Here is a 23270-nt window from a genome sequence, read left to right as displayed (position 1 = left end):
TATATCTTTTTAAATCAAATAGATATTTTTATTTTACCTCGGAGTTTATCGCCATACGTTGCTTGCGGGTTGCACCAGAATAGTGCACCATTGTGGTGCAACTGTTTCAGGAATGACAGATGGACACGAATAACCTGCTCAATCATCTGGTCACAGCCGTGTTAGTGATCGACAGTAATCTGCAAGCGAGCTACGCCAATGCAGCGGCTGAACAACTACTCGGCGTCTCCATTCATAAGCTTACTGAGTTACCACTGACGGAGCTGATCCAGAACTTAGCGATTGACGCCAAAGTGCTGCACAGTGCGATTGAAGGTCACCAAGGGCTAACGGTTAACACCACGCAACTACTGACGTTGGATGGCCAACACCATACGGTGGATCTCACCTTAGTGCCGTTAGAAATGGCAGTGGATCAACGCCCATTCAGCATTTTGGAGTTGCGCCAAGTGGATCAACAGCGGCGTATTCACCAGCAGTTGACCTTAGATGCGCAACAGCAAGCTGCACAGTTTTTAGTGCGCAACCTCGCCCACGAGATCAAAAACCCGCTGGGAGGCTTACGCGGCGCGGCGCAGCTGTTGTCTAAAGAGCTGAACGATGCACATCTCAAAGAGTTCACCACGCTGATTATCGAGCAAGCGGACCGCTTACGTGGCTTGGTTGACCGTTTGCTGGGGCCACAAAAACCCTCGCAGCACAAAGTGATCAACATCCATATGGTGATCCAGAAAGTGCTCAATTTAGTGAACTTGACCTTACCGGCCCATATTCAGCTAAAGCAGGACTATGATCCTTCAATACCCGATCTGCCCATTGATGAAGATCAGATGCAGCAAGCAATTCTCAACATCGTGCAGAACGCCATTCAAGCATTAGAACCACGGCGCTCTGGCGAGATCCTTATTCGCACTCGTGCGGCTTACCAAGTCACCATTGGTGCCATGCGCCATAAGCTAGCATTGGTGTTGTCGATTATTGATGACGGCCCCGGCATTGCACCAGAATTGGTCGATACCCTGTTCTATCCTATGGTGACGGGGCGCAAAGATGGCAACGGTCTAGGGCTGTCGATTGCCCACAATATTACGCGGTTACACGGCGGACGCATTGATTGTAACTCCGCCCCAGGATATACCGAATTTACGTTAACCCTGCCAATTAACCGTGAGCAGGAAGCATCACAGGGCTAATAAGAGAGGAAGCAATATGAGCGAACAAGTGTGGATTCTCGATGATGACAGCTCTATCCGTTGGGTACTGGAGCGAGCACTACGAGGAGCCCAAATTAGCTGCGCTACCTTTGCAGCAGCAGAGTCCCTCTGGGACGCATTACAGATTTCTCAGCCGCGGGTTATCGTGTCGGATATCCGTATGCCCGGCACCGATGGTTTAACGTTATTAGAGCGGATCAATAATCACTTTCCCCATATTCCAGTGATCATTATGACCGCCCACTCCGACTTGGACAGCGCCGTGAGCGCCTACCAAGCGGGCGCATTTGAATACCTGCCTAAGCCGTTTGATATAGATGAAGCCATCGCTTTGGTCGAGCGGGCGATTACCCATGCAACCGAACACTCGCCAGTGCCGGATGATTCACAGCTCAATACGCCGGAAATCATCGGCGAAGCGCCAGCAATGCAGGAAGTGTTTCGTGCTATCGGCCGCTTGTCACGCTCCTCAATCAGTGTGCTGATTAACGGTCAGTCGGGCACTGGTAAAGAGTTGGTAGCTGGCGCCCTGCATAAACACAGCCCACGCAGCGAACAACCATTTATTGCGTTGAACATGGCGGCCATTCCCAAAGAGTTGATCGAATCTGAGTTATTTGGTCATGAAAAAGGTGCCTTTACCGGCGCAGCCAATGTACGCCAAGGTCGTTTTGAACAAGCCAATGGCGGCACACTGTTCCTCGATGAAATCGGCGATATGCCACTGGATGTGCAAACCCGACTGTTACGTGTACTGGCCGATGGTCAGTTCTATCGCGTGGGGGGACATCTGCCAGTACGCGTAGATGTACGTATCATCGCCGCAACTCACCAAGATTTAGAGTCGTTAGTGCAAAAGGGGCAATTCCGCGAAGATTTGTTCCACCGCCTCAACGTGATCCGCGTACATCTCCCGCCGCTATCGCAACGACGCGAAGATATTCCGCAACTGGCACGCCACTTTTTGTCGGCAGCGGCGAAAGAGATTGGCGTAGAAGCCAAGGTACTCACCAAAGAAACCGCCACTAAGTTACAGCAACTGCCGTGGCCGGGGAACGTGCGTCAACTGGAAAACACCTGCCGCTGGCTCACGGTGATGGCCTCTGGACAGGAGATCCTGCCACAAGATCTACCGCACGAGCTGTTTAAAGAACCAAGCAGTCCATCTGCGTCAGGCAACAACAGTTTAGATTGGCAAAGCGCGCTACGGCTGTGGCTGGATCAGCGTTTATCTCAAGGTGAAAGCGATCTGCTGACGGAGATCCAACCCGCTTTTGAACGCATTTTGTTAGAAACCGCGCTGGAGCATACCCAAGGCCATAAGCAGGAAGCTGCCAAACGCTTAGGTTGGGGGAGGAACACGCTCACCCGTAAGCTAAAAGAGTTGTCCATGGACTGACGCTTCCATGCGCAATTGCGAATAAAAAAGGATGCATCAGCATCCTTTTTTAATGTTTGATAACCACCAGTTACGGCGATTCCGGCGCAACCTCTTCACGTAATACCGTAGTTGGGACTTCATCTTCAGGGTCTTGGTGGATAATCACTTCGGCATTGGGGAACACCGCTGCGATGCGGTTTTCTGCATCCACCGCAATACGGTGCGCATCCCGTAGCGGAATATCCCCGTCTAACTCCAGATGCAGTTGGATAAACAGCGTCTGCCCCGACTGGCGGGTACGCAGATCATGTACGCCAAACACATGTTCACATTCAGTGGCAATCTGCACAATTTGCAAGCGCGTCTCTTCATCCAGCTCACGGTCAAGCAGGGCTTGAATGGAACGATAGCCCAAATCACCTGCTTGATAACCAATATAGAGCGCGATCAGCACAGCAAATAACCCATCAGCCCACCACAGACCGTAGCCCGCCAATACCAATGCCAGCAACACGGCAGCATTGAGGAACAGATCAGATTTATAGTGCAGTGCATCTGCCTCAACCACCGTGCTATCGGTCGCTAGCAGGGCTTTCTTTTGCACGGTGACCAATGCCAAAGTCAGCACAATGGCGATCACTGAAACGACCATACCGATAGTGGCGTGTTGTACTGGCTCTGGCGCCAGCAAGCGGTCGCCGCCATGCAGTAATAGGAAAAAGGCACTCCCCAGAATAAACGCGGCTTGTGCCAATGACGCGAGATGTTCTGCCTTGCCGTGGCCGTAGCGATGGTCATCATCGGCTGGCACTAAGGCGTAGCGGATGGCAAAAAAGTTCACCAGCGAGGCCAACACATCGGCCACAGAATCGGTTACTGACGCCAACATACTGGCCGAACCAGACCACAACCAAGCCGCGAGCTTGATAACAATCAATATAGAGGCGGTGGCTACGGCGGCTCGGCTGGCTAGCTTTACCCAAAACGCATAGTCTTTTTGTGGCACGTCGAACACTCGTCAATCAGCGGAATGAGCGACATGTTAACAAAATTACTGTTGCTGTGGCAGTTGCGGGCCACGTTTACGATGAAAACCTTGCTGTACTTGTTGTTTCTGCTCATCAGTCAGCAATTGATAGATTTCATGCTGCATTTTCAGCTTATCTAGTCGGTACGCGGCGCGTTGCTGCTCACGCTCAGCAATCAATTGTTTGGCTTTCTTTTCATCAAAATTCTTAGCCGCCATTAAGCTGTTCATGGCTTCCATATTTTGTTTGTGGGCTTGCATCATGTCTTGAAAATGCTGCTTTTTAAGCGCGCCGATCTGTTGCTGCTGTTGTTCAGTCAGCTGCACGCCCCGTAGTGACATAAAGCCCATCATGTCATGCCCCATACCACCCCAAGCACGGTGTGCACGTGGGCCATCACCGCCTTTTTTCGCCATCATGCCGTGATGGAAACCACCACCTTGCATTTGTGGGCAGGCACAGTTGGCTGGTGCTGCCGGAGGTGTTGGTGCTTCTTCTGGAGCAGCTACGGCTGCTGCGGCCCACAAGCTACTTCCCATCATCAGTGCGAATAATCCTGCTGTTAGTTGCTTAGCCATAATTGGTCTCCTTAAGGCAAAAACGTTTCGTTCAAGGTTGGGAACTGTTGGCCTTTAGTGTTTAATTTCTGTTCCAAATTAAACGCGTTTTAAATCATCCGCAGCCAGTGAGGCTTAATCAACTAAGCACGCTGAAGGCAACCAAGGTCAACAACACCTAGTCTAGTCCCGTTTGCGTAAGGGAAATCATCGCCTCGGTAAAACACTGTAAAAAACCCGACATGCAATGAAAACACGATTCTTTACTTACACTTACAATGGCTAACGGCAATTGACCCACAACAGGGTATACTCCTATGCTGTTGCCTATTGCTATTCTCAACTGTGAGTATGTCGCTATGAGTCGAATCCTATTAATTGATGATGATTTGGGTCTGTCTGAGCTGTTAGCGCAGCTATTGGAGTTAGAAGGGTTTGAGCTAACACTCGCCCATGACGGCCAAAGTGGACTAGATATCGCACTCAGCCAAGAGTTCGACATTATTCTGTTAGATGTCATGCTGCCCAAGCTTAGCGGGTTTGCGGTACTTAAGGAGCTGCGTAGTAAGAAGCAAACGCCAGTGTTAATGCTCACCGCCCGCGGTGATGAGATTGACCGAGTGGTCGGCCTTGAGATCGGGGCCGATGACTATCTACCAAAACCGTTTAATGACCGTGAACTGCTAGCGCGTATTCGCGCCATCATTCGCCGCGCCAATATTACTCCACAAGATGTGCATCAAACTGTGGCGGTGGAATTTGGCGATCTCAAACTCGATCCAGCCCGCCAAGAGGCGTTTTGCTGTGATCAGCTATTAGTGCTGACGGGCACTGAATTTGGCTTGCTGTATGCGTTGGCGCAACAAGCCGGTGAACTGGTGTCGAAAGAGGAGCTCAGCGAAACCGTGCTGGGCAAAAAATTAATGCCGTTTGACCGCAGCCTTGATATGCACCTATCCAACTTACGTAAAAAACTGCCAGAGCGTAGCGATGGCCGCCCCCGAGTGAAAACCATTCGTGGCAAAGGCTATATCTGGATCCCTTAATGTCAGCCTTTTTTCTGCCTAATCGCTTATTTATCAAGTTGCTACTCGGCTTTTGGTTGTGTAGCAGCGTGATTATCGCCTGCGTTGGCGCCCTGCCATTACTGCAGCAGTTACATGATGATTTTGATATGCCAGCGCCAATCAAGGAGTCGGTGTACGACTATGCGAATCAGCTCGAACAGCAGCCGCAAAAGGTATATCAACGTTTCAATCCATTTATGGAGCGACATCGTTTCCGTAAAGAGATGCGCGAGGCATTTAACGAACGCGCTAGTCAGGATGACGCCAGCTTTTTAGAGCCAGCAGCCAATATGATGGAGGCACGGCAAGCCGACTTAGCCAAGGTGCCGTTTTATATCTTTGCTATCGATAGTAACGGCAAAGTGGTCAACGCACGTCGCCAACCGTCGGCGCTAGCGCAGGTCTACCAAGATACTGCCGAGTTCACTGAACCACAGAGTTTCCATATCGACAACCAAGCCTACTTTGGCCCCGTGACCGTATCGCTGCCCGATGGCCAATTTCAACTTTATGCCGCATTGCACGTGCCACGACATATTCCTTGGTTCTTCTTTTTTATTGACCACAAACTGCTGACGCTGTTTTTGGCAATTATCACCTCGGGCATTTTGTGCGGCGTGCTGGCGTGGCATTTAGGTAAGCCACTGCAATCCCTGCAAAATAGCGCTAACGCTCTCGCCCGCGGCGACTTAAGCAGCCGTGTCCCGAGCGCGACCGCCAAACGTCATGATGAACTCGGTCAACTCGCCAACGCCTTTAATCTAATGGCAGATGCGGTAGAACAGATTGTTAACAGCCAACAACGGCTGATTGGCGATATCTCCCATGAACTGCGTACGCCCTTGACGCGATTACAACTCGCGTTGGCGTTAGCGCGGAAGAAAGGCAATGTTACCGAAGAAACTGACCGCATCGCCTACGAAGCCGATCAACTGGAGCAGATGATCGCCGAATTGCTCGAGTTGTCGCGGGTTAAGCTGAAGCGGCAAGAGAACAAAATTATGCTGCCGCTCGATGAAGTCTTCAGCCAAGTGCTGGACGACGCTGAATTTGAAGCATCACAACGTGGTAAGCAACTACAAATTGATATCGCTGAAGAGCTGGAGTGGGCAGTGTATCCTAAGCCGTTAGCCCGTGCGGTGGAAAACTTATTGCGCAACGCCATCCGTTACAGTCAGCAGTTGATCAGCATTCGCGCGCAGCCACAAGGCGAGCAACTGTGTATCGTGATTGAAGACGACGGCCCCGGTATTGATGACGAGGAGTTAGAAGCGATTTTCAAACCCTTCTATCGACCGGAGTCGGCACGTGATCGCGAAAGCGGCGGTTGGGGCTTAGGCTTAGCCATTGCCGAAGCCGCCGTATTTGCCCACAGCGGCCGCATTGAAGCCAGCAATAAAGCCAGTGGCGGCTTACGCGTCGCCATTTGGCTGCCACGCAACCAACAGCATACCTGACAAGCACGCCGCTTTGGTTTTATAATCGGCGGCCTGCATCACAATGGCTATTACCCATGTTTCATATCGCGCTTTACGAGCCGGAAATCGCGCCTAATACCGGCAATATTATTCGTCTGTGTGCCAATAACGGCAGCCAACTGCATCTAATTGAGCCATTAGGATTTGATTTAGAAGAGAAAAAATTACGCCGCGCCGGGTTAGATTACAGTGATTTGACCTCAGTAAAGCGTTACGCCAACTACGCGGAATTCCACGCTGCCATGCAGGGCAAACGTATTTTTGCCTGCACCACAAAAGGCAGTCGTCCACATACTGAGGCGGTCTATCAACCGGACGATGTGCTGTTATTTGGCCCAGAAACCCGTGGTTTGCCGATGGACATCATCAATGCTACGCCGCCTGAGCAACGTATTCGTATTCCTATGGTGGCATCAAGCCGCAGCCTGAATTTGTCTAATTCGGTCGCGATTATCAGCTACGAAGCGTGGCGCCAGCACGATTTTGGTGGTGCTCGCTAAACTCGAGTCAACTTGCCGCGGCCCGCTGCGCGGCGAGTGACTTAGCACGGCAGTGAGTGCAAATAACGCCGTTCATAAGCTTGCCACTCACTTGTTTTGTTAGCTCAACGGCCGCAATAGCATCCCCAATTTTGGGTGTACCACCCGCCGCTCAGCCGTGACCACATAGAAGTTTTCATAAACATTGGGCAACAGCATGTAGCTTTTTAGCTCGCCGTCGTCCAACTCATCTTTTACTACCACTTCTGGCATGACCGCCAGCGCGCCAGTGTCACGCGTCAACAGACGTAGCATCGCCATGTCGTCAGATTCCGCGACGATCTCCGGCTGCAGTTCATATTGCGCAGCAAAAGCATCAAACGCGGCCCGCAGTGGGTTCTCCCCATAGGGTAACACCCAACGTTGGCGCCGATAACGCTCATCAAACTGGGTCGTAAGCGCCAACCCCGGTGGGCCGATAATCGCAACGGGCTGACGAGCAAGCACGCGACTTTGCCAGTTGTTCACTTGCGAGCCTCGCACGGGAATATTAGTCAGCGCCATATCCAATTGCAGCTCCGACATGGCATTAAGCAGGCCTGTTTGGCTCATCGACTGCAACGAAAATTTACAGTCATTTTGGTTAATCAGCGGCTGAATAAACTGCTCGATAAAGTTACGTGAGATGGTCGACAGCATACCGATGCGGATAGGAGCGCTAGGCAAGGTGGTGCCACTAGACAGTAACTGTTCCAGCTCTTCACCGTTTTTAAAAATCTCATCAGCATAGTTCAACGCATGGTAGCCGCTCTCGGTCAATGACAGTTTGCGCCCCTCACGGGTAAACAACTGCACGTTCAGCGCCTGCTCTAACTGCTTAATTTGCGATGACAACGCCGACTGCGAAATATGCAGTTTTTGCGCAGTTTGGGTGAGATTGCCTTGACGCGCGACTTGCCAAAAATAGTACAAGTGATGATAGTTTAATCGGCTCATAATTTTTTGGTTCACTAAAACAGAACGATTTCTAATTTATTATATATTTTACTTAATTTAAACAGCGCTGCAGAATAGCATCACTGTTAAATGTATGAGACCTGTCATGTTTTCTTGGTTTTTAGTGACCCCGCTCAAACTGATGTTACTGGGGCTTATTGCCATCCTCGGCGTCACCATTGTGCGTTACAGCTGGGTTGCCTTTGCCGGTGAGGCAGAGCGCGGCCGTTTTTTACGTGCGCTGCTGATGACTATTGCCGCGGTAGTGTTAGTGATTGTAAGCAACCATTTACTGCTGTTTTGGGCTGCATGGGTCAGTGTCAGTCTCTGTTTAAATCGCTTAATTCTGTTCTATCCAGAACGCCCACGGGCGCAGTTGGCCGCACATAAAAAATTCCTGCTCGCGCGCTTTAGTGAGTTATTGCTGGGCATCGCCTTCCTGCTGCTTTTTACGCAATACGATACCGCCATCATCAGCGAATTAGTTGCCAAAGCGCCGATCAGCGGTATGCCTTTGTCTATCGCCGCGGTGTTGCTGGCCATAGTGGCATTAATTAAATGTGCCCAGTTACCGATGCATGGCTGGCTGATCCAAGTGGTCGAAGCGCCCACGCCAGTATCGGCGCTGCTGCACGCCGGTATTGTGAACTTAGGTGGCATTCTGTTGCTGCTGTTTGCCCCAGTGCTGGCAGCCAGCCCATTCGCCTGTTGGTTATTGGTCATTTTAGCCGGTATTAGCACCACCATAGCGGGCTTGGTAAGTACCACGCGTATCAGTATTAAAGTGAAATTAGCTTGGTCAACCAGCTCACAGATGGGGTTGATGTTGGTGGAGATCGGCCTAGGTCTGTATGAAATGGCGCTGCTGCACTTGTTTGCTCACTCGTTCTATAAATCCTATTCATTCCTCAACAGCGGTAACACAGTGAACCACTATCTGGCTGCCAAGCTCGCTGGGGCGCAAAAGCCGCGAGTCTGGCATTGGAGCCTCGCCTTGGCATTATCACTGGCCATGCTAGCGGTGGCACAGTGGCAATTTGCCGTAATGAATAGTTTTGCCGCTACCGTGTTAGTGTGGTTTGCACTTGCCGCCCTGATCGTGCCAAGCGTAAGCCGTTGGGACATGGCCAGCCTGCCGCGGATTGGTATCACACTGGCCGTGGCCGCAGGCTTACTGACCTTATATAGCTTTGCGAAACATCATCTCGCGCTATTGATGGGGCTAGATATGGCACTTAATCCTATCGCCGACGGCGTTGTTGCCCTGCTATTTTTTAGCTTGTTTGCCCTGTCGATCGCCCTGCAATACTGGCCACATGTGCGCTGGGTAAAAAGCCTGTTTATCTGGCTCAACGCCGGAGCCTATCTTGATGAGTGGTCTACCCGCCTGACACTGAGACTGTGGCCCAGCAATTCGCTGATTGCACTGCAACAAGCCCAGCTACAGATAAATAACGAGACAAAATCATGATTGATCACGCAACTTCTCTGGATGCTCGCGCCATTGCGCTGCGTGCAAGCGCTGCAATTGCACCAGCCTTTCCGCTCGATCAGTCGGTAGCGGTGAATCCATGGTGGCCGCAGCGCCAGCAATCCATTCAGCAAACCTTTGCCGAGCAAGCCGTGCTGAGCGGTATCACCGGCTTGATGCCCAAAAGTTATTATCGCAATCACTGGCAGCAGCAAATCCAACCCGCCCACTTAACGCAGGCGATCGCCGAAGCGCAATCACCACTGTCGCAGACCCAGCTGGTCGATGAGTTGCAGCAAAGCGATAGTGAATTGTCGATGCGTTGGAAAACGCTGGCACTGATGATGGATGAAGCGAATCCATCGCCGCAAGGCCATAGCTGGGCGCAAGAAGTGGTGCAGCAAGTAAGCCAGTTTATTGCGCTGTATCACCAGTACCCAGAACGGTTTGAAGCCGACGGTAAAAACGGTGAACACCTTTACCAAAGTTGGCTTGAAGTGGTCAGCCGCGATAAAGGCATTAAAACCTTACTGGGTGTGGATTTATTGCGCTATTTTCGTGCGCTACCAGGTGATATTGATGGCCTATTTAATGAAGTAACCACCCACTGGCAAGCCACTTGGGCACACCAAGCAGGCGCAGAAGCCTCGGTACGCGCCACCTTACAACAACTCTCTGGTTGGGCAGGTTGGCAAGCGTGGTTGGATTGGCAGGCAACGCTCGCCCACAAAACCGCTAAAGTTCCCCATGTATTAGGCTTGGCCGCCATCCTGTTGGCGTGGGACACTGTGTTGATGCAGTGGCTGGAGCAGCAACATGCTGCCGTGGCGGAGAAACTGCAACAACAGTTACAGCAGCAAGCAGTTAATATTGAAGCCGCTTATGCACTTGCCAAACAGCAACTCGCACCCCTGTGGTTGTGGCAACGCGCCTTTGAATTAAGTGTGCAAACACCGTGGCTGCAGCAAGTAAACGCGGTCACACCGGCAGCACAGCTTGCTCGCCCTGAACTACAAGCGATTTTCTGTATCGATGTCCGCTCAGAGCCAATGCGCCGCGCGTTAGAAGCGCAATCAGATAAGATAGAAACCTTAGGCTTTGCTGGTTTCTTTGGCATACCTATCGCTTATCAAAATAACGATGGCAGCATTCTGCGGCCGCAACTGCCGGGGTTGCTGGCACCAAACTTAGTGGCCAAACAAACCCAAAAACGGCCAGAGCGGATTTTTCGCTTAACGCAGCTCGGCTGGCAAAACAGTTTAGAAAAGCCTTCATCCAATTTGGGCATGGTCGAGGCTGGCGGCTTATTGAAGCTGATTAGCCTGTTTCAACGCGTGGTATTGCAGCATGGTACGGATAATCCCGTTAACCGCGACCTTCGTCATAACCAGCAGTGGCTGTTGACCCGTGCCCAACAGCCGCTGACGGTGTCAGAGAAAGCCGAATTAGCGGCCAGTATTTTGAAGGCGATGGGCATTGCCCCACGTCTTGCCAAAACCGTATTACTCACCGGCCACGGTAGCCAAACCTGTAACAACCACACCGCGTCGAGCCTAGATTGCGGCGCATGTGGCGGCCAAACGGGTGAAGTTAACGTGAAAGTGTTGGCTGAATTACTGAATGACCAGGATGTACGCACCGCAATGGCCGCATTTGATGTGGCGGTACCAAGCGACACGACCTTTTATGCCGCAATGCACAACACCACCACCGATGAGTTTACTGTCTTTAATGCACCAAATGCGCCGTGGCGCGATTGGCTGTACGCCGCCAGTTTACAGGCCCGCATGAACCGAGGCGCTCAGTTTGATGCGCCACACATCAACGCCACCCAGGCGAGTCGTTTCTTTAAGGGGCGTGCCACTAACTGGGCGCAGATGCGTCCCGAGTGGGGTTTGTGTAATAACGCCGCGGTATTTATTGCTCCGCGCAACCTGACACGCCAACTTGACTTTGCTGGCCGTGCATTTTTGCATGAATATCACGTCAGCCAAGACCCCGAGTTTAGCCAGTTGGAAAAAATTCTAACCGCACCGTTACTGGTGATGAACTGGATTAACTTGCAATACTACGCCTCAGTCACCGCACCAGAAAAATACGGCAGTGGTAACAAGCTGCTGCACAATGTGGTTGGTGGTCATATTGGCGTGTTCGAAGGCAATGGCGGCGACTTGCGCATTGGTCTGTCGCAGCAATCGGTGCACGACGGCAAGCAGTATCGCCACCAGCCGATTCGATTAAGCGCTTATATTCAAGCGCCAAAACAAGCATTGGCAGCGATTATTGCCCGCCAACCCGATGTTGCGGCACTGCTCGATAACCAATGGCTATTTCTGTATCAATTGGATGAGCAGCAACAGTTGTGGCGCTATCAACAAGGTGAGTGGCTCGCTCAGTAACCGCGCCATTGATTCCCCAAGGGCGCGCTGCCCTCGGGGATAAAACACACTAGTTGGTGAACGGCTGTGGCCGCGGGGTCACATCATTCGACGGCGGTAACACAGGTAACACTACTTGTGGCTGGTCACCGGTCAAACTGCGCAAAAACGCCACCATCTGTGTGGTTTCTTCTGCGGTCAACTGCTGACCAGTCTGCACATCAGACATGGTATTGACCGCTTCTGCCAAGGTCCACACACTGCCGTCGTGGAAGTAGGGATAGGTCAGTTCGATATTGCGCAATGTCGGCACTTTGAACACCATGTTATCGCTATCTTTGCCAGTCACAGCTTTACGGCCCTCGGCTGGATTATCGGTGTGGAACGGTTTCACTAAGCCCATTTTCATATAAGCCGTGCCACCGACGGCGGGGCCGTTATGGCAGGCCACACAGCCATGGCCTTTAAACAGGTCGTAACCCGCTTTAGCATCAGCAGATATGGCTTGTTCATCCCCAGCCAAATACTGATCAAACGGACTATTGGGCGTCACCAAGGTTTTCTCAAATGCGGCAATCGCGTCGGTGATCTTGTCGATATCCACCACATCACTGCCATACACTTTGGCAAATTTTTCTCGATAGGCCGGCATCGACGCCACGGTTTTTACCGCCAGTTCATGGGTGAAGCCCATCTCTTTCGGGTTGGCGATAGGGCCACCGGCTTGCTCTTGTAGATCTTTGGCGCGGCCATCCCAAAACTGCGCCAGCATAAAGTCGGCATTCAGTACGGTAGGCGCGTTGATTGGCCCCTGCTGCCAACGATCCCCAATCGAGGTGGGAATGGCATCCACACCGCCCAGCGACAGGTTGTGGCAGGAGTTGCAGGAGATGAAACCGGACTTAGATAAACGAGGCTCGAAATACAGCATCTTGCCCAGTTCGACTTTGTCTGGTTCAGTAATTTTGGCAGGTTGAATAATTTTGATCGGTTCTGCGGCGGCCGAAAATCCTACACTCAGTGCCGAGAGGGTAAGCATTAGTATGGACGTTTTCATTGGTCATCTCTCTCCCAAATAAACTTACTTTCAGTAAGGTTACTTAAATGCTAGCTGAGTTTGACCAAAACATTTAACGATAAGATACGATTGATTCCATCGTTGATTTAGATGGATTTTTTGTGATCAGCACGGCTGACACCGTATATTTTGTGAACAACGATACATAATTCACCGCATGGCACTTTGGCAGCTCCACCAACCCAAGTGCCATGCAGTAAATGGTTTACGAGGCGAAGTCGGTCGCTTCCACCTGTCGATGACTGTGAGCCGCCGCTTTTTCTGAGCGATACAGCCCGACATAATAACCCACACAACCACAAAACAGGATGCCGTAACCGAGCAGCTCAATGCCTTCCTCGGCGACGTTTTCAGCCACACGGACAAAGTGCTCACCGAGAATGGCATGCCACAAATGACCGTTACCAAAGATACGGCTAAACAGCAGCACGATCACTAAACCATAACAAATGGCGGTGAACTGACGTGAACGCACTAAGGCGGCTAATGGGCTCAGCACAGTGCCAGCGACGACAAAACGAGCATAGCCAATACAACCTAAGGTCAACGCCCACGCTGGATATTTCCAAAACCCGTGGCGAATATGGTCAAATAACCCATCCAATTCGCGGATCAACATAGCACCAAAAAAACCCATCACCAGCACAAAGCAACCACGGCTGTTAGGATATAGGTACGCTAAGTGACCAAACATCATCACGTTCAGCGCCAAGATGCTGCTCTGCATCAACTCAGTGGCACCATTTTCAGCAACACCATTGTGAAAAACCATCACATCGAGCACCAAAGCGCCAGCCAGCAGCGCCATAAACAACACGATGGGAACAAAACGGAAAATGGCATGTCGTATTTCATACCAATCAGCGCGAGATTGCATAATTCCTCCAATTGACAGCAGCTACGGCAAATCACTGCGTTATTAATGAAAATGTACTTTTGAAAAATGAGGGATTTTTATTATTAGAGGTTGTGTTCACAGAACGCATGAATCGGGAAAGACAGCGCAAGAGCTGGTCAAACGGAGTTAAACCAACAACACTGTTATCGAGTTTTACTGCAGATGTGAGCAGAAACTTGTGCCAAATCATCAAGCTGTTCTGAGCTGTAACCCACCGCGCCAAGACCAAATTGCGCTGCTCAAATAGGCTACAGACTTATCGATTAGAATCGGTGCATACTAAACCCATGTCACATTTTGTCGAGCATCTGCTCTAGCATTTACTTTCGTAGACAACCTGTTACCTAACAACACTGCAATAACATTTGTCTGTTCTCTAATCGAAAAAATTGGACTCCAACGAGTCCAACAATCACACGGGTTGCTCACGACGCAAGCGGCGGTAATAACCTAAACAGCCACCAAACAGCACGCCATAGCCGAGTAACTCAATCCCCTCTTCGGCGACGTTTTCTGCCACACGCAAGAAGTGTTCGCCCATCGCGGCATGCCAAAATGCACCATTGCCATATAAGCGACTAAACACCATCACAATCGCCATGCCGTAGCACAACGCGGCAAACGGTGGTGTACGAACTAAAGCGGCCAACGGTGATAAAGACAAACGTCAACCACATCGCCCACCCCATTCCACGTCATCCACACACACCATGACTGGCGGCCCAACACAACGAGACAACGCCGCGATGGTCGATAAATTTTGTACTAATTGTCACTCGCACTTTGTCGTAAACCCGACAACGCACTAGAAATATCGGCCTGTAGCCGCCTAAACAGGGACATTAGCGTTTGGCACTCGGCTTGCTCAAAGCTTGGAATGAGCGCAACTCACGTAACGGAGGGAAGGCCGTGCCAATATCGCCCCATCAACAGGCCACCGATGAACAACTGCCGCAGCTGTTCGACGACTGCCATTGCCGCCGGTTAGTCGCCAACGAGCTGCTCAGTTATCCGCAAGATGCCGACGATTGCGTGTTTTACCTGCGTCGGGGCCGATTGCGTGTCTATCTTTGCTATGGCGAAAAGCTGTTTACCCTGACCATTTTGCATGCTGGCGATGTTTACAGCACCCATACCCGTGCGTTTATCGAGGCGCTGGAACCCAGCGAAGTCAATGTGATAGATCTGCACAACTTTTCGCTGCGGGCGTTGGCACATCCACACTTAACTGGCGCCGTCACGCGGGTATTGTCACAAACACTATCTGGCTGTATCGACACTATCGAAAATCTCGCCTTTCGTGATGTCCGTGCCCGCTTAGCGGGTTACCTACTTGCACAAGTGTCGCAACCCGCCGAACAACCGCTCATTAAACTGCAACTTACTACCGAACAAACCGCGCAACTGATCGGCACCTCCCGTCAAACCTTGTCGAGTCTATTATCCGAGTTACAACGTCAAGGCTTAGTGCAAAAGCTGTCGCGTCAACAATGGCGTTTATGTGATTGCAGTCAACTCAGCCAGATGGCGGCGCTATAAAAAACGCTATTTGTCAGCTAGCTGACAGACCTTGGTGCCGATAGCTCATACACTGCCATTTATGTTAACCACGGGATCCATATCATGAAGGTCACCGATAATCGCTACTACTCTGAAAACGCCGAAGGCGACCGCATGGCCTTAGGTGAAGCTATGCTAGAACGCGTACTGTCTCATATTCAAAACGGCAACCAAGACAACGCACTATGGCGTCACTTTGAGAAAAAGGCGCAGAACATGCGCGCGGGTATTGGCCCCGTCAAAGACCCACTGTTTCTGTTGCACAGCAATGTCTATTACTTGCGGGATCTGCTAGAAGAAGCGGAGGATGAGGCGGCGCTCGACATGCTCGACGACATGGAACGCGACTTTTTTTAACGATGTTAGGTGTCAGATTCGCGAGCTGCTAATGCGGCTCATCAGCGATAGGAGCGTTGCCAATAAATACAAGTTACGCCAACACCTCAAACGGTAATGACTGGCAGTTGGCACTTGCAATGCTCCACTATGTCCGCAGTGAACGGCTTAGAACGGCGTTAGTATATCCGTTCAGAGGGTCGCGAAGATATGTTCGCCACTGCCTTACCCACACCCTATAAAAAAACGCCAGTGCGACACTGGCGTTTGTTCAGCAATAAAGGCAACGACTAATTACTTGGCATCAAAGCCAACATCTTTGATATCTACCTTGGTCACTTCACCATATTTTGCGGCAATCGGGGCAATTTCGGCGGCGTTACCAATCAATACAAACTGCAACTTATCTTTCGGAAAGTATTGATTGATTAGGCGCTTAGTGTCCGCTACGGTCAAACCATCGACCCGTTTTTGGAAGTCGTTGATATATGACGCATCAAAGCCGTACAGATACATGTCTGACAACAGGCCAGCTAAATCGCTGCTGGTTTCATATTTAGGTGGGAACTGACCTTTAACGTAAGCTTTGGCTGACGCCAGCGTGGCCTCATCAATGCCCTGCTCCCACAAACGTTGGTAGGTTTTTAATGCCAGATCAATCGCCTGCTCAGTGGTCGACGCTTTAGTAAAGGTACTGATTCTGAATAAGCCCGCGTCTTTATAGCTGATAAAACCTGAACCTGCGCCATAAGTTAAACCACTGTTGACCCGCAGCTCGTCGTTAAGCCATGAGGTAAAGCGGCCACCAAGAATGGTGTTCACTACGCTCAGCTCAACCAAATCGGGATTGCTGCGTTTTACGCCCAAGCCACCGATCACGAACGTGGTTTCAATCGCATCGGATTTATCCACCAGCAACACGCGGTTCTTGGCAGGGGCAAATACAGGTTTCATTGGCGCAGCACTGGCGCCCAAGGCATCACCTTGCCACTGACCAAACAGCTGTGTCAGTTTCTGCTTCATTTGCGCGACATCAAAATCCCCCACCACGGCGATAGCAGTGTTGTTCGGCTGGTAGTTTTGCTGATGAAACGCTTTCAGCTGATCCACGTCGATGTTAGCCACAGAGTTGCTATCCGCCGCATTACCATAAGGGCTATCAGCAAACAGTTGCTTAGCAAAGTAGCGACCAATAACCGATTTAGGGCTCTCTTTGGCTTGCGACAACTCAGCAATGGTGCGCTGTTTCAGCTTGTCATACTCGCTAGCATCAAAGTTAGGTCGCAGCAGTACATCTGCCACAATCCCCAGCATAGTGTCAGCGTCTTTCGCCATAAAGTCAGTGGTAAAATAGCTGCCATCTTTATCGGCATCACCATCAATGCTGGCACCTAGCTCGTCAACTTGTTGTTCAAACTGCTGCTTACTCTTGCCGCCCGCACCCAACAGTGCCGCTTGCGCGGTTAACTCAGCGGTACCAGCAATACTGTCGTCGATAGCACCAGCTTTCACCACCGCTTGGACGTTAATCAACGGCACTTCTTTTTGCTGCATCAGCATTAAAGTTAAGCCGTTATCTAAGGTCACAGTTTCATAAGCAGGTAAGACAAACTTGCCAGTATCTTGTGACACCACCACTTGATCAACCGATTCAGTGGTGGATTGGCAGCCCACTAACCCAATCACAGCGGTAACAGTTAGCGCAATGGCTTTGAGGGAAATACGGCGACTCATTGATCAGACTCCTCTGCGGCGGCTAATACACCTACCGTACGGTTGGCGCGCTTGAGATAGGTTTTTGCAACACGCTGGATATCAGCTAGGGTCACTTTGTCGTAAGCCTTTGGTGCATCAAACAGTTGCTGATAACTGCCAAAAAACAGCTCGTAGCTACCGATGGTATTGGATTTACCATCAATGGTTTCCATGGTGCGATAGAAATCCATCAGCTTGATATTTTTTGCTTTTTCAAGCTCCTGCTGCGTAACGCCTTCTGTGGCAATTTTGTCGACTTGTGCAATCAGTGCGTGTTCCAAGGTTTTGGCACTCACGCCCGGTGCAGCTACGCCAAGTATGTACAACAGGTTCGGGTCAAACGCCATCGGCATGTAGGTTTCAGCACCCAGCGCGATCTGTTGGTCGACCAAAGCTTGTGACAAACGGGAGCTGTTACCATCGCTCAGAATTGAAGTCAGCAGATCAAGCGCGTAGTAATCAGGATCCTTGGTGGCGGGCACATGGTAAGCCAGCATGACGTTTGGCGTACTGGCCGATTCTTTTTTCACAAAGATGCGGCGCTCGCCTTTTTGTTCCGGCTCTACGGTACGAATCGCCGCTGGCGGCGCTTGTGCAGGAATGGGGGCAAAGTATTTATCCGCCAGTTGTTTCACTTGCGCTTCCGTCACATCGCCCGAAATCACCACCACCGCATTATTCGGCGCGTAATAGGTCTTGTGGTAATCCTCAAGGTCTTTTTGCGTCCACGCCTGAATATCAGACTCATGACCAATCACTGACCAACTATACGGATGCGCTAAAAACGCCACCCCTTTCACTTGCTGCTGCAGCGCACTCCAGTTGGAGTTTTCTAAGCTAGTGGTACGTTCCGAGGCCACCACGTTGCGCTCACTCGCGACCATTTTAGGATCGATATCTAAGTGCGCGATGCGATCGGCTTCGAGCTCGAAAATAGTCTCCAACGCGTTAGAAGGAAACCAGTCGCTATACACAGTCACGTTTTCGGTGGTGTAGGCGTTGTTAGCACCGCCGGCCGCTTCCATGGTGCGGTCAAACATTTTCGGCCCAAACTTTTTGGAACCGTTGAACATCATATGTTCAAAGAAATGCGAAATACCGGTAATGCCGGGATGTTCATTACGTGAGCCTACCTTCCAAAACAGGTACATGTTGGCATTAGGAATGGAGCTGTCGGGCAGCACCATCATTTTCATGCCGTTGTCTAAGGTGAAGCTTTTGATATCGCTGGCATCTGTGGCGTTTGCCGCTATCGGTCCAGCCAGCGCTGCGGCCGCAAATAGTGCGATCAGCGTCTTCTTCATAAGGGCGTTCCCTCCTCGAAACATAGAAACGCCTTATCTTGGTGACTTGGCGCGTGCGAGGCAACTGTTTCACGCTAAAGTGGATTCACTATTTTGTAACGTGACTTGTTTCTGGCGGGTGTACGATGACAAGCCGCAACGCGACGATGTATTCATGGCTTTGCCGCTATCGCTAATCTTCGGTTTTGCGCTTAATGATTTTCATCTTGGGCTTATCCATTTTTTGCTCTTTGGCAGCGGCTGCTTGCGCTTCTTGTAGATATTTGGCTTCGCGCTGCTTGCGCTCATTAAACTGCTGCTGTGCTTTGGCTTGCTCAGCCGCTTGCCAGGGACTGCCAGTTTGCTGCTGCAACAGCACTTGCTCACGGGCATGAGTGTCGTTGGCGGCGGCTTTGGCCTTTTCGAGTTGCTGTAATTCTGTATCGCGCACTTGTTGCTGCGCTTTAGCACTGGCTTTCTGACCGACTTGAGTCAATTCAGCCGCCGAGCTTATTTGGCTCAACAATAGTGCAGCCAATCCTAACAATAATTTGCTGATCATATGGGGAGATCTCCATCAAGCAGGACCCTAGGGGCTGTTTATCTTTGCTGATTGTTTTTGCAGCAGGCAGCGCGTGATTTAGGCAAGGCAGATGATGTGCCGTGTAGTTATTCTCCACCAACAGCGCCTAACGCTGAATAAATTGCGCGCTGTCGCTGCCCGAAGGGTTCATTTAAACGCCGCCTGAACTTTGTTGCGCCCAGCTTGCTTAGTTGACTAAGCCTCGCAGGTCTCGCCTCGTTCATAACGCGTTTAATTTGAACAAAAATTAAACACTAAAGATAAACAGCCCCTAGCAACGTCTTCATCATCACATATTTTGTGCAGTGATTAGCCAATAATGGTGAATTATCCTAATAAATCTCACACTTTTTTGGCTTTAGACATAAATTTGACTATTTTTTGCTACTCATAAAATAACCATTGGCATTACAATTATAGGCTTTGGGCTAATGCTGCGTCATGCAGCCAAATCGGATACTCGGATGATCCACTGGAACAAAGTTGTAAAACAGCTGCAATGTGATGCAGTCGTGCAACCTGAGCTTGCACAATGGCAAGCTGCGCCAAACGATGAACCGCTGGCGTTGTTCAGTGATCTAGTATTTGTTGCCGCCAATCCGGCAGCACTGCAATATTTCTCCTGCGTCCATAACGAAATTATCAATACCGCGCTGTATGACTTTTCGCCACGTTTGCAACTCAATGGCCAAAATAGCATCGAGCAAGCCCGTAAGTTATTTGCCGCCGCACATGAACAGCCACAAGTGCAGAATTGGCTTCACCTCAATCGCGATGGTGTTGAGCTGCCAACTAAGCTGTTCCTGTTTCCCGTCGATTACGACGGCAAAGCTATGACCATGGTGCGTTTTGAGCCGATGAACCGTCGCTCACGCCCTCGCCCTGAAAAACGTAATGAATTTGAAGCGGTCCCGCGCAGCGTATTAGCCGGTATTTTGGAAGAAAGCGCTGAAGCGGTGCTGCTGTCTGATGAGCAGCAAACCATTTTAGTGGTCAATAAAGCTCTGTGCCGCCTCACTGGCTACAGCTCTGCGCAACTGGTGGGGGAGCAAGTCGATACCCTAGATGTGGTGGGCGACATCCATATTAAAGAGTGCCAGTTAGCGCTGCATGAGCGCGATTTTTGGCAGGGTGAAGTATTGCGCCGCCGTGCCGATGGTAGCCAGTTTCCCGCATGGCAAAACAGCCGCCGTATCACTGCTGAAGATGGTCGCACTTACTTAGTGACCGTATTTAGTGACATCAGCGACCGTAAGCAGCTAGAAGCTCGCCTGACCACCCAAGCCATGTATGACTCATTAACCGGCTTGCCCAACCGCCGTCATTTGAAAAAACTGCTAGCCGCCGCATTAGTGGAAAGCCAACAGCGCACCGATGCACCACTGGGCGCGTTAATGTTTATGGATCTCAACGGCTTTAAACATATTAATGACTGCTTTGGTCACTCTATGGGCGACATGATCCTGCAGCTAGTTGCAGCACGTTTAGAGGCGGGCTGTATTGAAAAAGCCGACATCGCCCGTATGGGTGGCGATGAATTCACCTTGATCATCACCGACTGCCACAACAAAGATGAGGTATTGCAGTTCGCGCATAAGATTATTGAGCTGTTTGATACGCCGTTTGAACTGCAAGGGCAGAAATTTTATCTCGGTGCCAGTATTGGTATCGGCCTGTTCCAACATGAGCCAATCTCTGCCTCATTGCTGCTGAGCCAAGCGGATACCGCCATGTACAGTGCCAAGAAAAGCGCCGAACATATTATGTTTTACGACAGCAGTATGAGCGAGCAAGCGGAGCATCGCCTCAAGCTTTTAGGTGAACTGCGCCACGCCCAAAGTCTGGGGCAATTCAGTTTGTACTATCAACCGATAGTAAAACTCAGCGATGGCGCAGTTACAGGTGCAGAAGCCCTGCTGCGCTGGCAAAAAACACCGAACGAGATGCTAGAAGCGGGCGATTTTGTCGCGCTGCTAGAGGAAACAGGCTTGATTGTTTCTGTCGGCAATTGGGTGTTAGAGCAAGCATGTAAACAAGCGGCAGCTTGGCGCCAACAACACAGCCCAGATTTTGTTATCTCAGTAAACGTATCGCCGATGCAGCTAGAGCATTTGGATTTTCCAATGCAAGTCGAGCAGATCTTGGCATCCACGCAATTTCCACCCCATGCGCTGATGTTGGAAATCACCGAATCTGCGCTGTTGATGCACCCACAGCAAGCGCGTATGACCTTAGCTAAGCTACGGACGATGGGCATTCAAGTGGCGATTGATGACTTTGGCACGGGTTTTTCATCACTGAGCCGCCTTGGGCATATGCCGATTGATAGCCTGAAAATTGATGGAGAATTTGCCCGCGAGTTGCAACATCAACGTGGTCAAGCCTTGTGCCAAGCCATTATTCAATTGAGCCAAGCACTTGGGTTGCATTTTGTTGCCGAAGGCATTGAAACCATGCAGCAAAAAGAGCAGTTATTGGCGATGGGCGACGGCCTAGCGCAGGGCTTTTTGTTTGGCTATCCGCTGCACGCGCAGCAATTTGCGCTGACCCATTTCCATCCGCACATTACCCAACGGCTCAACTAATCCAGTTGATAACGTTGGCGCACGTTAGTGGGCATGCGCGCCAGCCGCGTATCCACCAGCGCCTGTAGTAGCTGCAGCACCGGTTGTACGTCTAAACTGGGTTGTAACCGCTGCAATGCCGATGCCGCCGCTTCTAGTGTCGATAAGCTATCACTGCGTTTCGCCTTACGGATGCAATACGCACTATCATTCTCTACCTGCAAGCTGATCCGCGGTAACTGCAACAGTCAAGGATTTAAGCACAACATGCGGTACACCTTGCGCCAGGTGCCATCAAGCAGCACTAAGGTGCTCTGCTCTCCAACCGTTGGCCTTGGTGCCACTGCGGGCGCATCTTGCTCTGGATAAACCAACATGGCATTACCCGCCTGCAATAGCTGCTGACGAATATCAGCAAAACATCACCTGCCTTGCCTAAATTCCGTTCTGCCAGCTGCAAAAACAACCAGCAAAGGTCAACAGCCCCTAGAATGCTGCAGTACCACCACTTGATGCTGTGGATAAATCGGCACAATAGCAGCGCATAAACAGGCGGATAACGGGTAATTGCAGGCAGAGCAGTAAGCACGTTGGGTCATGGCAGTAGGAAATTCGTCGTTTTGTGAGCAAGACAGCAACCGATAGTGTAAAGCATGCTGGGGTTAATACTTCTTTAAGATAGCGCGACCATAATTATCAACCAAGCTAAGGAAAGTGTAACTAAGTCTGCGTGACCTATTAGCGTTATCACCCGCGTCATTTTTGGCCAAATGGCGGCCGCTGCGCACTGGACTTATTCGATCTTTCCTCCAAATTTAGTGAGGTACGCATGCAACGTTATTTTTCTCGACACAGCCAACCATCTTTATGGACCTACGCTGTGGGTCTCGCCTTCAGCATGCTCTTTCTCGGCACCTTGATTGTGGCACTACCCATCATGCTGCTATTGGCGGTGATTTTACTGCTGGCGTCTGGTGTTATCGGCCGCAAGCGCATTGGCGCGATGATGAGCCAACTGTGGCAACAAAAACGCACCCGCTATCGCCGCGATATTTACGACGACAGCCCGAATGTTGAACGCGAGTCACGCCGTCCACCTCAGGGCCGGGTGTTTGAACATCACGAATAGCAAAATGGCGGGTCATTCATCCCCGCCATTTTTTA

Annotated in this window: 22 protein-coding genes; 11 read left to right on the top strand and 11 right to left on the bottom strand. The window is 50.7% G+C overall.

Annotation, left to right across the window (positions count from 1 at the left end):
• The first annotated feature begins 119 nt into the window (after positions 1-119).
• Positions 120-1193 (top strand): nitrogen regulation protein NR(II), encoded by a 1074-nt coding sequence (glnL, locus tag ACN0TT_RS09090; RefSeq protein ID WP_417761833.1) that lies wholly within the window; start codon positions 120-122, stop codon positions 1191-1193.
• 16 nt (positions 1194-1209) lie between these two features.
• Entirely contained in the window at positions 1210-2613 is a 1404-nt protein-coding gene (gene glnG / locus ACN0TT_RS09085) for a nitrogen regulation protein NR(I) (protein WP_417761832.1), read from the top strand.
• 70 nt (positions 2614-2683) lie between these two features.
• Here the strand turns inward: glnG and ACN0TT_RS09080 are convergent, their stop codons facing one another.
• Together ACN0TT_RS09080 and ACN0TT_RS09075 are read right to left on the bottom strand one after the other, a co-directional pair.
• Positions 2684-3601 (bottom strand): cation diffusion facilitator family transporter, encoded by a 918-nt coding sequence (locus ACN0TT_RS09080; protein WP_417761831.1) that lies wholly within the window; start codon positions 3599-3601, stop codon positions 2684-2686.
• Positions 3602-3646: 45 nt separating this feature from the next.
• Positions 3647-4201: a Spy/CpxP family protein refolding chaperone gene (locus tag ACN0TT_RS09075; protein ID WP_417761830.1), complete on the bottom strand. Its 555-nt coding sequence runs from the start codon at positions 4199-4201 to the stop codon at positions 3647-3649.
• A 338-nt stretch (positions 4202-4539) separates the two neighbouring features.
• Between ACN0TT_RS09075 and ACN0TT_RS09070 the strand changes: the two genes are divergently transcribed.
• The 3 genes from ACN0TT_RS09070 to ACN0TT_RS09060 are packed head-to-tail and all read left to right on the top strand — an operon-like array spanning position 4540 to position 7225.
• On the top strand, positions 4540-5226 hold the full coding sequence (locus ACN0TT_RS09070) for a response regulator (RefSeq protein ID WP_417761829.1): 687 nt from the start codon (positions 4540-4542) through the stop codon (positions 5224-5226).
• Positions 5226-6704: an ATP-binding protein gene (locus tag ACN0TT_RS09065; RefSeq protein WP_417761828.1), complete on the top strand. Its 1479-nt coding sequence runs from the start codon at positions 5226-5228 to the stop codon at positions 6702-6704. Before ACN0TT_RS09070 ends, ACN0TT_RS09065 begins: the two co-directional genes overlap by 1 nt.
• Before the next feature lie 56 nt (positions 6705-6760).
• A complete protein-coding gene (locus ACN0TT_RS09060) occupies positions 6761-7225 on the top strand; it encodes a tRNA (cytidine(34)-2'-O)-methyltransferase (RefSeq protein ID WP_417761827.1) in 465 nt (154 codons plus the stop codon).
• A gap of 99 nt (positions 7226-7324) precedes the next feature.
• Here ACN0TT_RS09060 and ACN0TT_RS09055 read toward each other — a convergent pair whose 3' ends face one another.
• Complete coding sequence (locus tag ACN0TT_RS09055; protein WP_417761826.1) at positions 7325-8200, bottom strand: LysR family transcriptional regulator; 876 nt, start codon at positions 8198-8200, stop codon at positions 7325-7327.
• A gap of 106 nt (positions 8201-8306) precedes the next feature.
• On the opposite strand from ACN0TT_RS09055, the gene ACN0TT_RS09050 reads away from it, so the two are divergent.
• Both ACN0TT_RS09050 and ACN0TT_RS09045 read left to right on the top strand, forming a co-directional pair.
• Positions 8307-9671 (top strand): NADH-quinone oxidoreductase subunit L, encoded by a 1365-nt coding sequence (locus ACN0TT_RS09050; protein WP_417761825.1) that lies wholly within the window; start codon positions 8307-8309, stop codon positions 9669-9671.
• Positions 9668-12070 (top strand): putative inorganic carbon transporter subunit DabA, encoded by a 2403-nt coding sequence (locus ACN0TT_RS09045; protein WP_417761824.1) that lies wholly within the window; start codon positions 9668-9670, stop codon positions 12068-12070. The genes ACN0TT_RS09050 and ACN0TT_RS09045 overlap by 4 nt, the downstream gene beginning before the upstream one ends.
• Positions 12071-12119: 49 nt before the next feature.
• Here ACN0TT_RS09045 and ACN0TT_RS09040 read toward each other — a convergent pair whose 3' ends face one another.
• From ACN0TT_RS09040 to ACN0TT_RS09030, 3 genes are all read right to left on the bottom strand, one after another.
• Positions 12120-13106, bottom strand: coding sequence for a cytochrome-c peroxidase (locus ACN0TT_RS09040; RefSeq protein ID WP_417761823.1), 987 nt, complete (start codon positions 13104-13106; stop codon positions 12120-12122).
• A 226-nt stretch (positions 13107-13332) separates the two neighbouring features.
• Positions 13333-14004 carry a hypothetical protein gene (locus ACN0TT_RS09035; protein ID WP_417761822.1) on the bottom strand — a complete coding sequence of 224 codons (672 nt, stop codon included), beginning with the start codon at positions 14002-14004 and terminating at the stop codon, positions 13333-13335.
• A gap of 433 nt (positions 14005-14437) precedes the next feature.
• On the bottom strand, positions 14438-14689 hold the full coding sequence (locus tag ACN0TT_RS09030) for a hypothetical protein (protein WP_417761821.1): 252 nt from the start codon (positions 14687-14689) through the stop codon (positions 14438-14440).
• 245 nt (positions 14690-14934) lie between these two features.
• On the opposite strand from ACN0TT_RS09030, the gene ACN0TT_RS09025 reads away from it, so the two are divergent.
• The gene (locus tag ACN0TT_RS09025; protein WP_417761820.1) at positions 14935-15564 is read left to right on the top strand and encodes a Crp/Fnr family transcriptional regulator; all 630 of its coding nucleotides are present in this window, start codon (positions 14935-14937) and stop codon (positions 15562-15564) included.
• 84 nt (positions 15565-15648) lie between these two features.
• On the top strand, positions 15649-15942 hold the full coding sequence (cowN, locus tag ACN0TT_RS09020) for a N(2)-fixation sustaining protein CowN (protein WP_417761819.1): 294 nt from the start codon (positions 15649-15651) through the stop codon (positions 15940-15942).
• 273 nt (positions 15943-16215) lie between these two features.
• Here cowN and ACN0TT_RS09015 read toward each other — a convergent pair whose 3' ends face one another.
• The 3 genes from ACN0TT_RS09015 to ACN0TT_RS09005 all read right to left on the bottom strand — a co-directional run bounded on the left by ACN0TT_RS09015 (position 16216) and on the right by ACN0TT_RS09005 (position 19521).
• The gene (locus ACN0TT_RS09015) at positions 16216-17655 is read right to left on the bottom strand and encodes a M16 family metallopeptidase (protein ID WP_417761818.1); all 1440 of its coding nucleotides are present in this window, start codon (positions 17653-17655) and stop codon (positions 16216-16218) included.
• Positions 17652-18980, bottom strand: coding sequence for a M16 family metallopeptidase (locus ACN0TT_RS09010; protein ID WP_417761817.1), 1329 nt, complete (start codon positions 18978-18980; stop codon positions 17652-17654). Before ACN0TT_RS09010 ends, ACN0TT_RS09015 begins: the two co-directional genes overlap by 4 nt.
• A 172-nt stretch (positions 18981-19152) precedes the next feature.
• Positions 19153-19521 carry a hypothetical protein gene (locus ACN0TT_RS09005; RefSeq protein ID WP_417761816.1) on the bottom strand — a complete coding sequence of 123 codons (369 nt, stop codon included), beginning with the start codon at positions 19519-19521 and terminating at the stop codon, positions 19153-19155.
• A 485-nt stretch (positions 19522-20006) separates the two neighbouring features.
• Between ACN0TT_RS09005 and ACN0TT_RS09000 the strand changes: the two genes are divergently transcribed.
• Positions 20007-22127 (top strand): EAL domain-containing protein, encoded by a 2121-nt coding sequence (locus tag ACN0TT_RS09000; protein WP_417761815.1) that lies wholly within the window; start codon positions 20007-20009, stop codon positions 22125-22127.
• Here the strand turns inward: ACN0TT_RS09000 and ACN0TT_RS08995 are convergent.
• Positions 22124-22351, bottom strand: a complete 228-nt coding sequence (locus tag ACN0TT_RS08995; protein ID WP_417761814.1) for a DTW domain-containing protein — start codon at positions 22349-22351, stop codon at positions 22124-22126. The two genes, ACN0TT_RS09000 and ACN0TT_RS08995, sit on opposite strands and share 4 nt — an antisense overlap.
• Before the next feature lie 3 nt (positions 22352-22354).
• Positions 22355-22483, bottom strand: coding sequence for a hypothetical protein (locus ACN0TT_RS08990; RefSeq protein WP_417761813.1), 129 nt, complete (start codon positions 22481-22483; stop codon positions 22355-22357).
• Positions 22484-22935: 452 nt separating this feature from the next.
• Between ACN0TT_RS08990 and ACN0TT_RS08985 the strand changes: the two genes are divergently transcribed.
• Positions 22936-23235 (top strand): hypothetical protein, encoded by a 300-nt coding sequence (locus tag ACN0TT_RS08985; protein WP_417761812.1) that lies wholly within the window; start codon positions 22936-22938, stop codon positions 23233-23235.
• Positions 23236-23270: the final 35 nt, after the last annotated feature.

Origin of the sequence: Shewanella sp. (assembly GCF_048265805.1) — a bacterium.
Taxonomy (GTDB): Bacteria; Pseudomonadota; Gammaproteobacteria; order Enterobacterales; family Shewanellaceae; genus Shewanella.
This window is presented reverse-complemented; position numbering and strand designations above follow the sequence as displayed.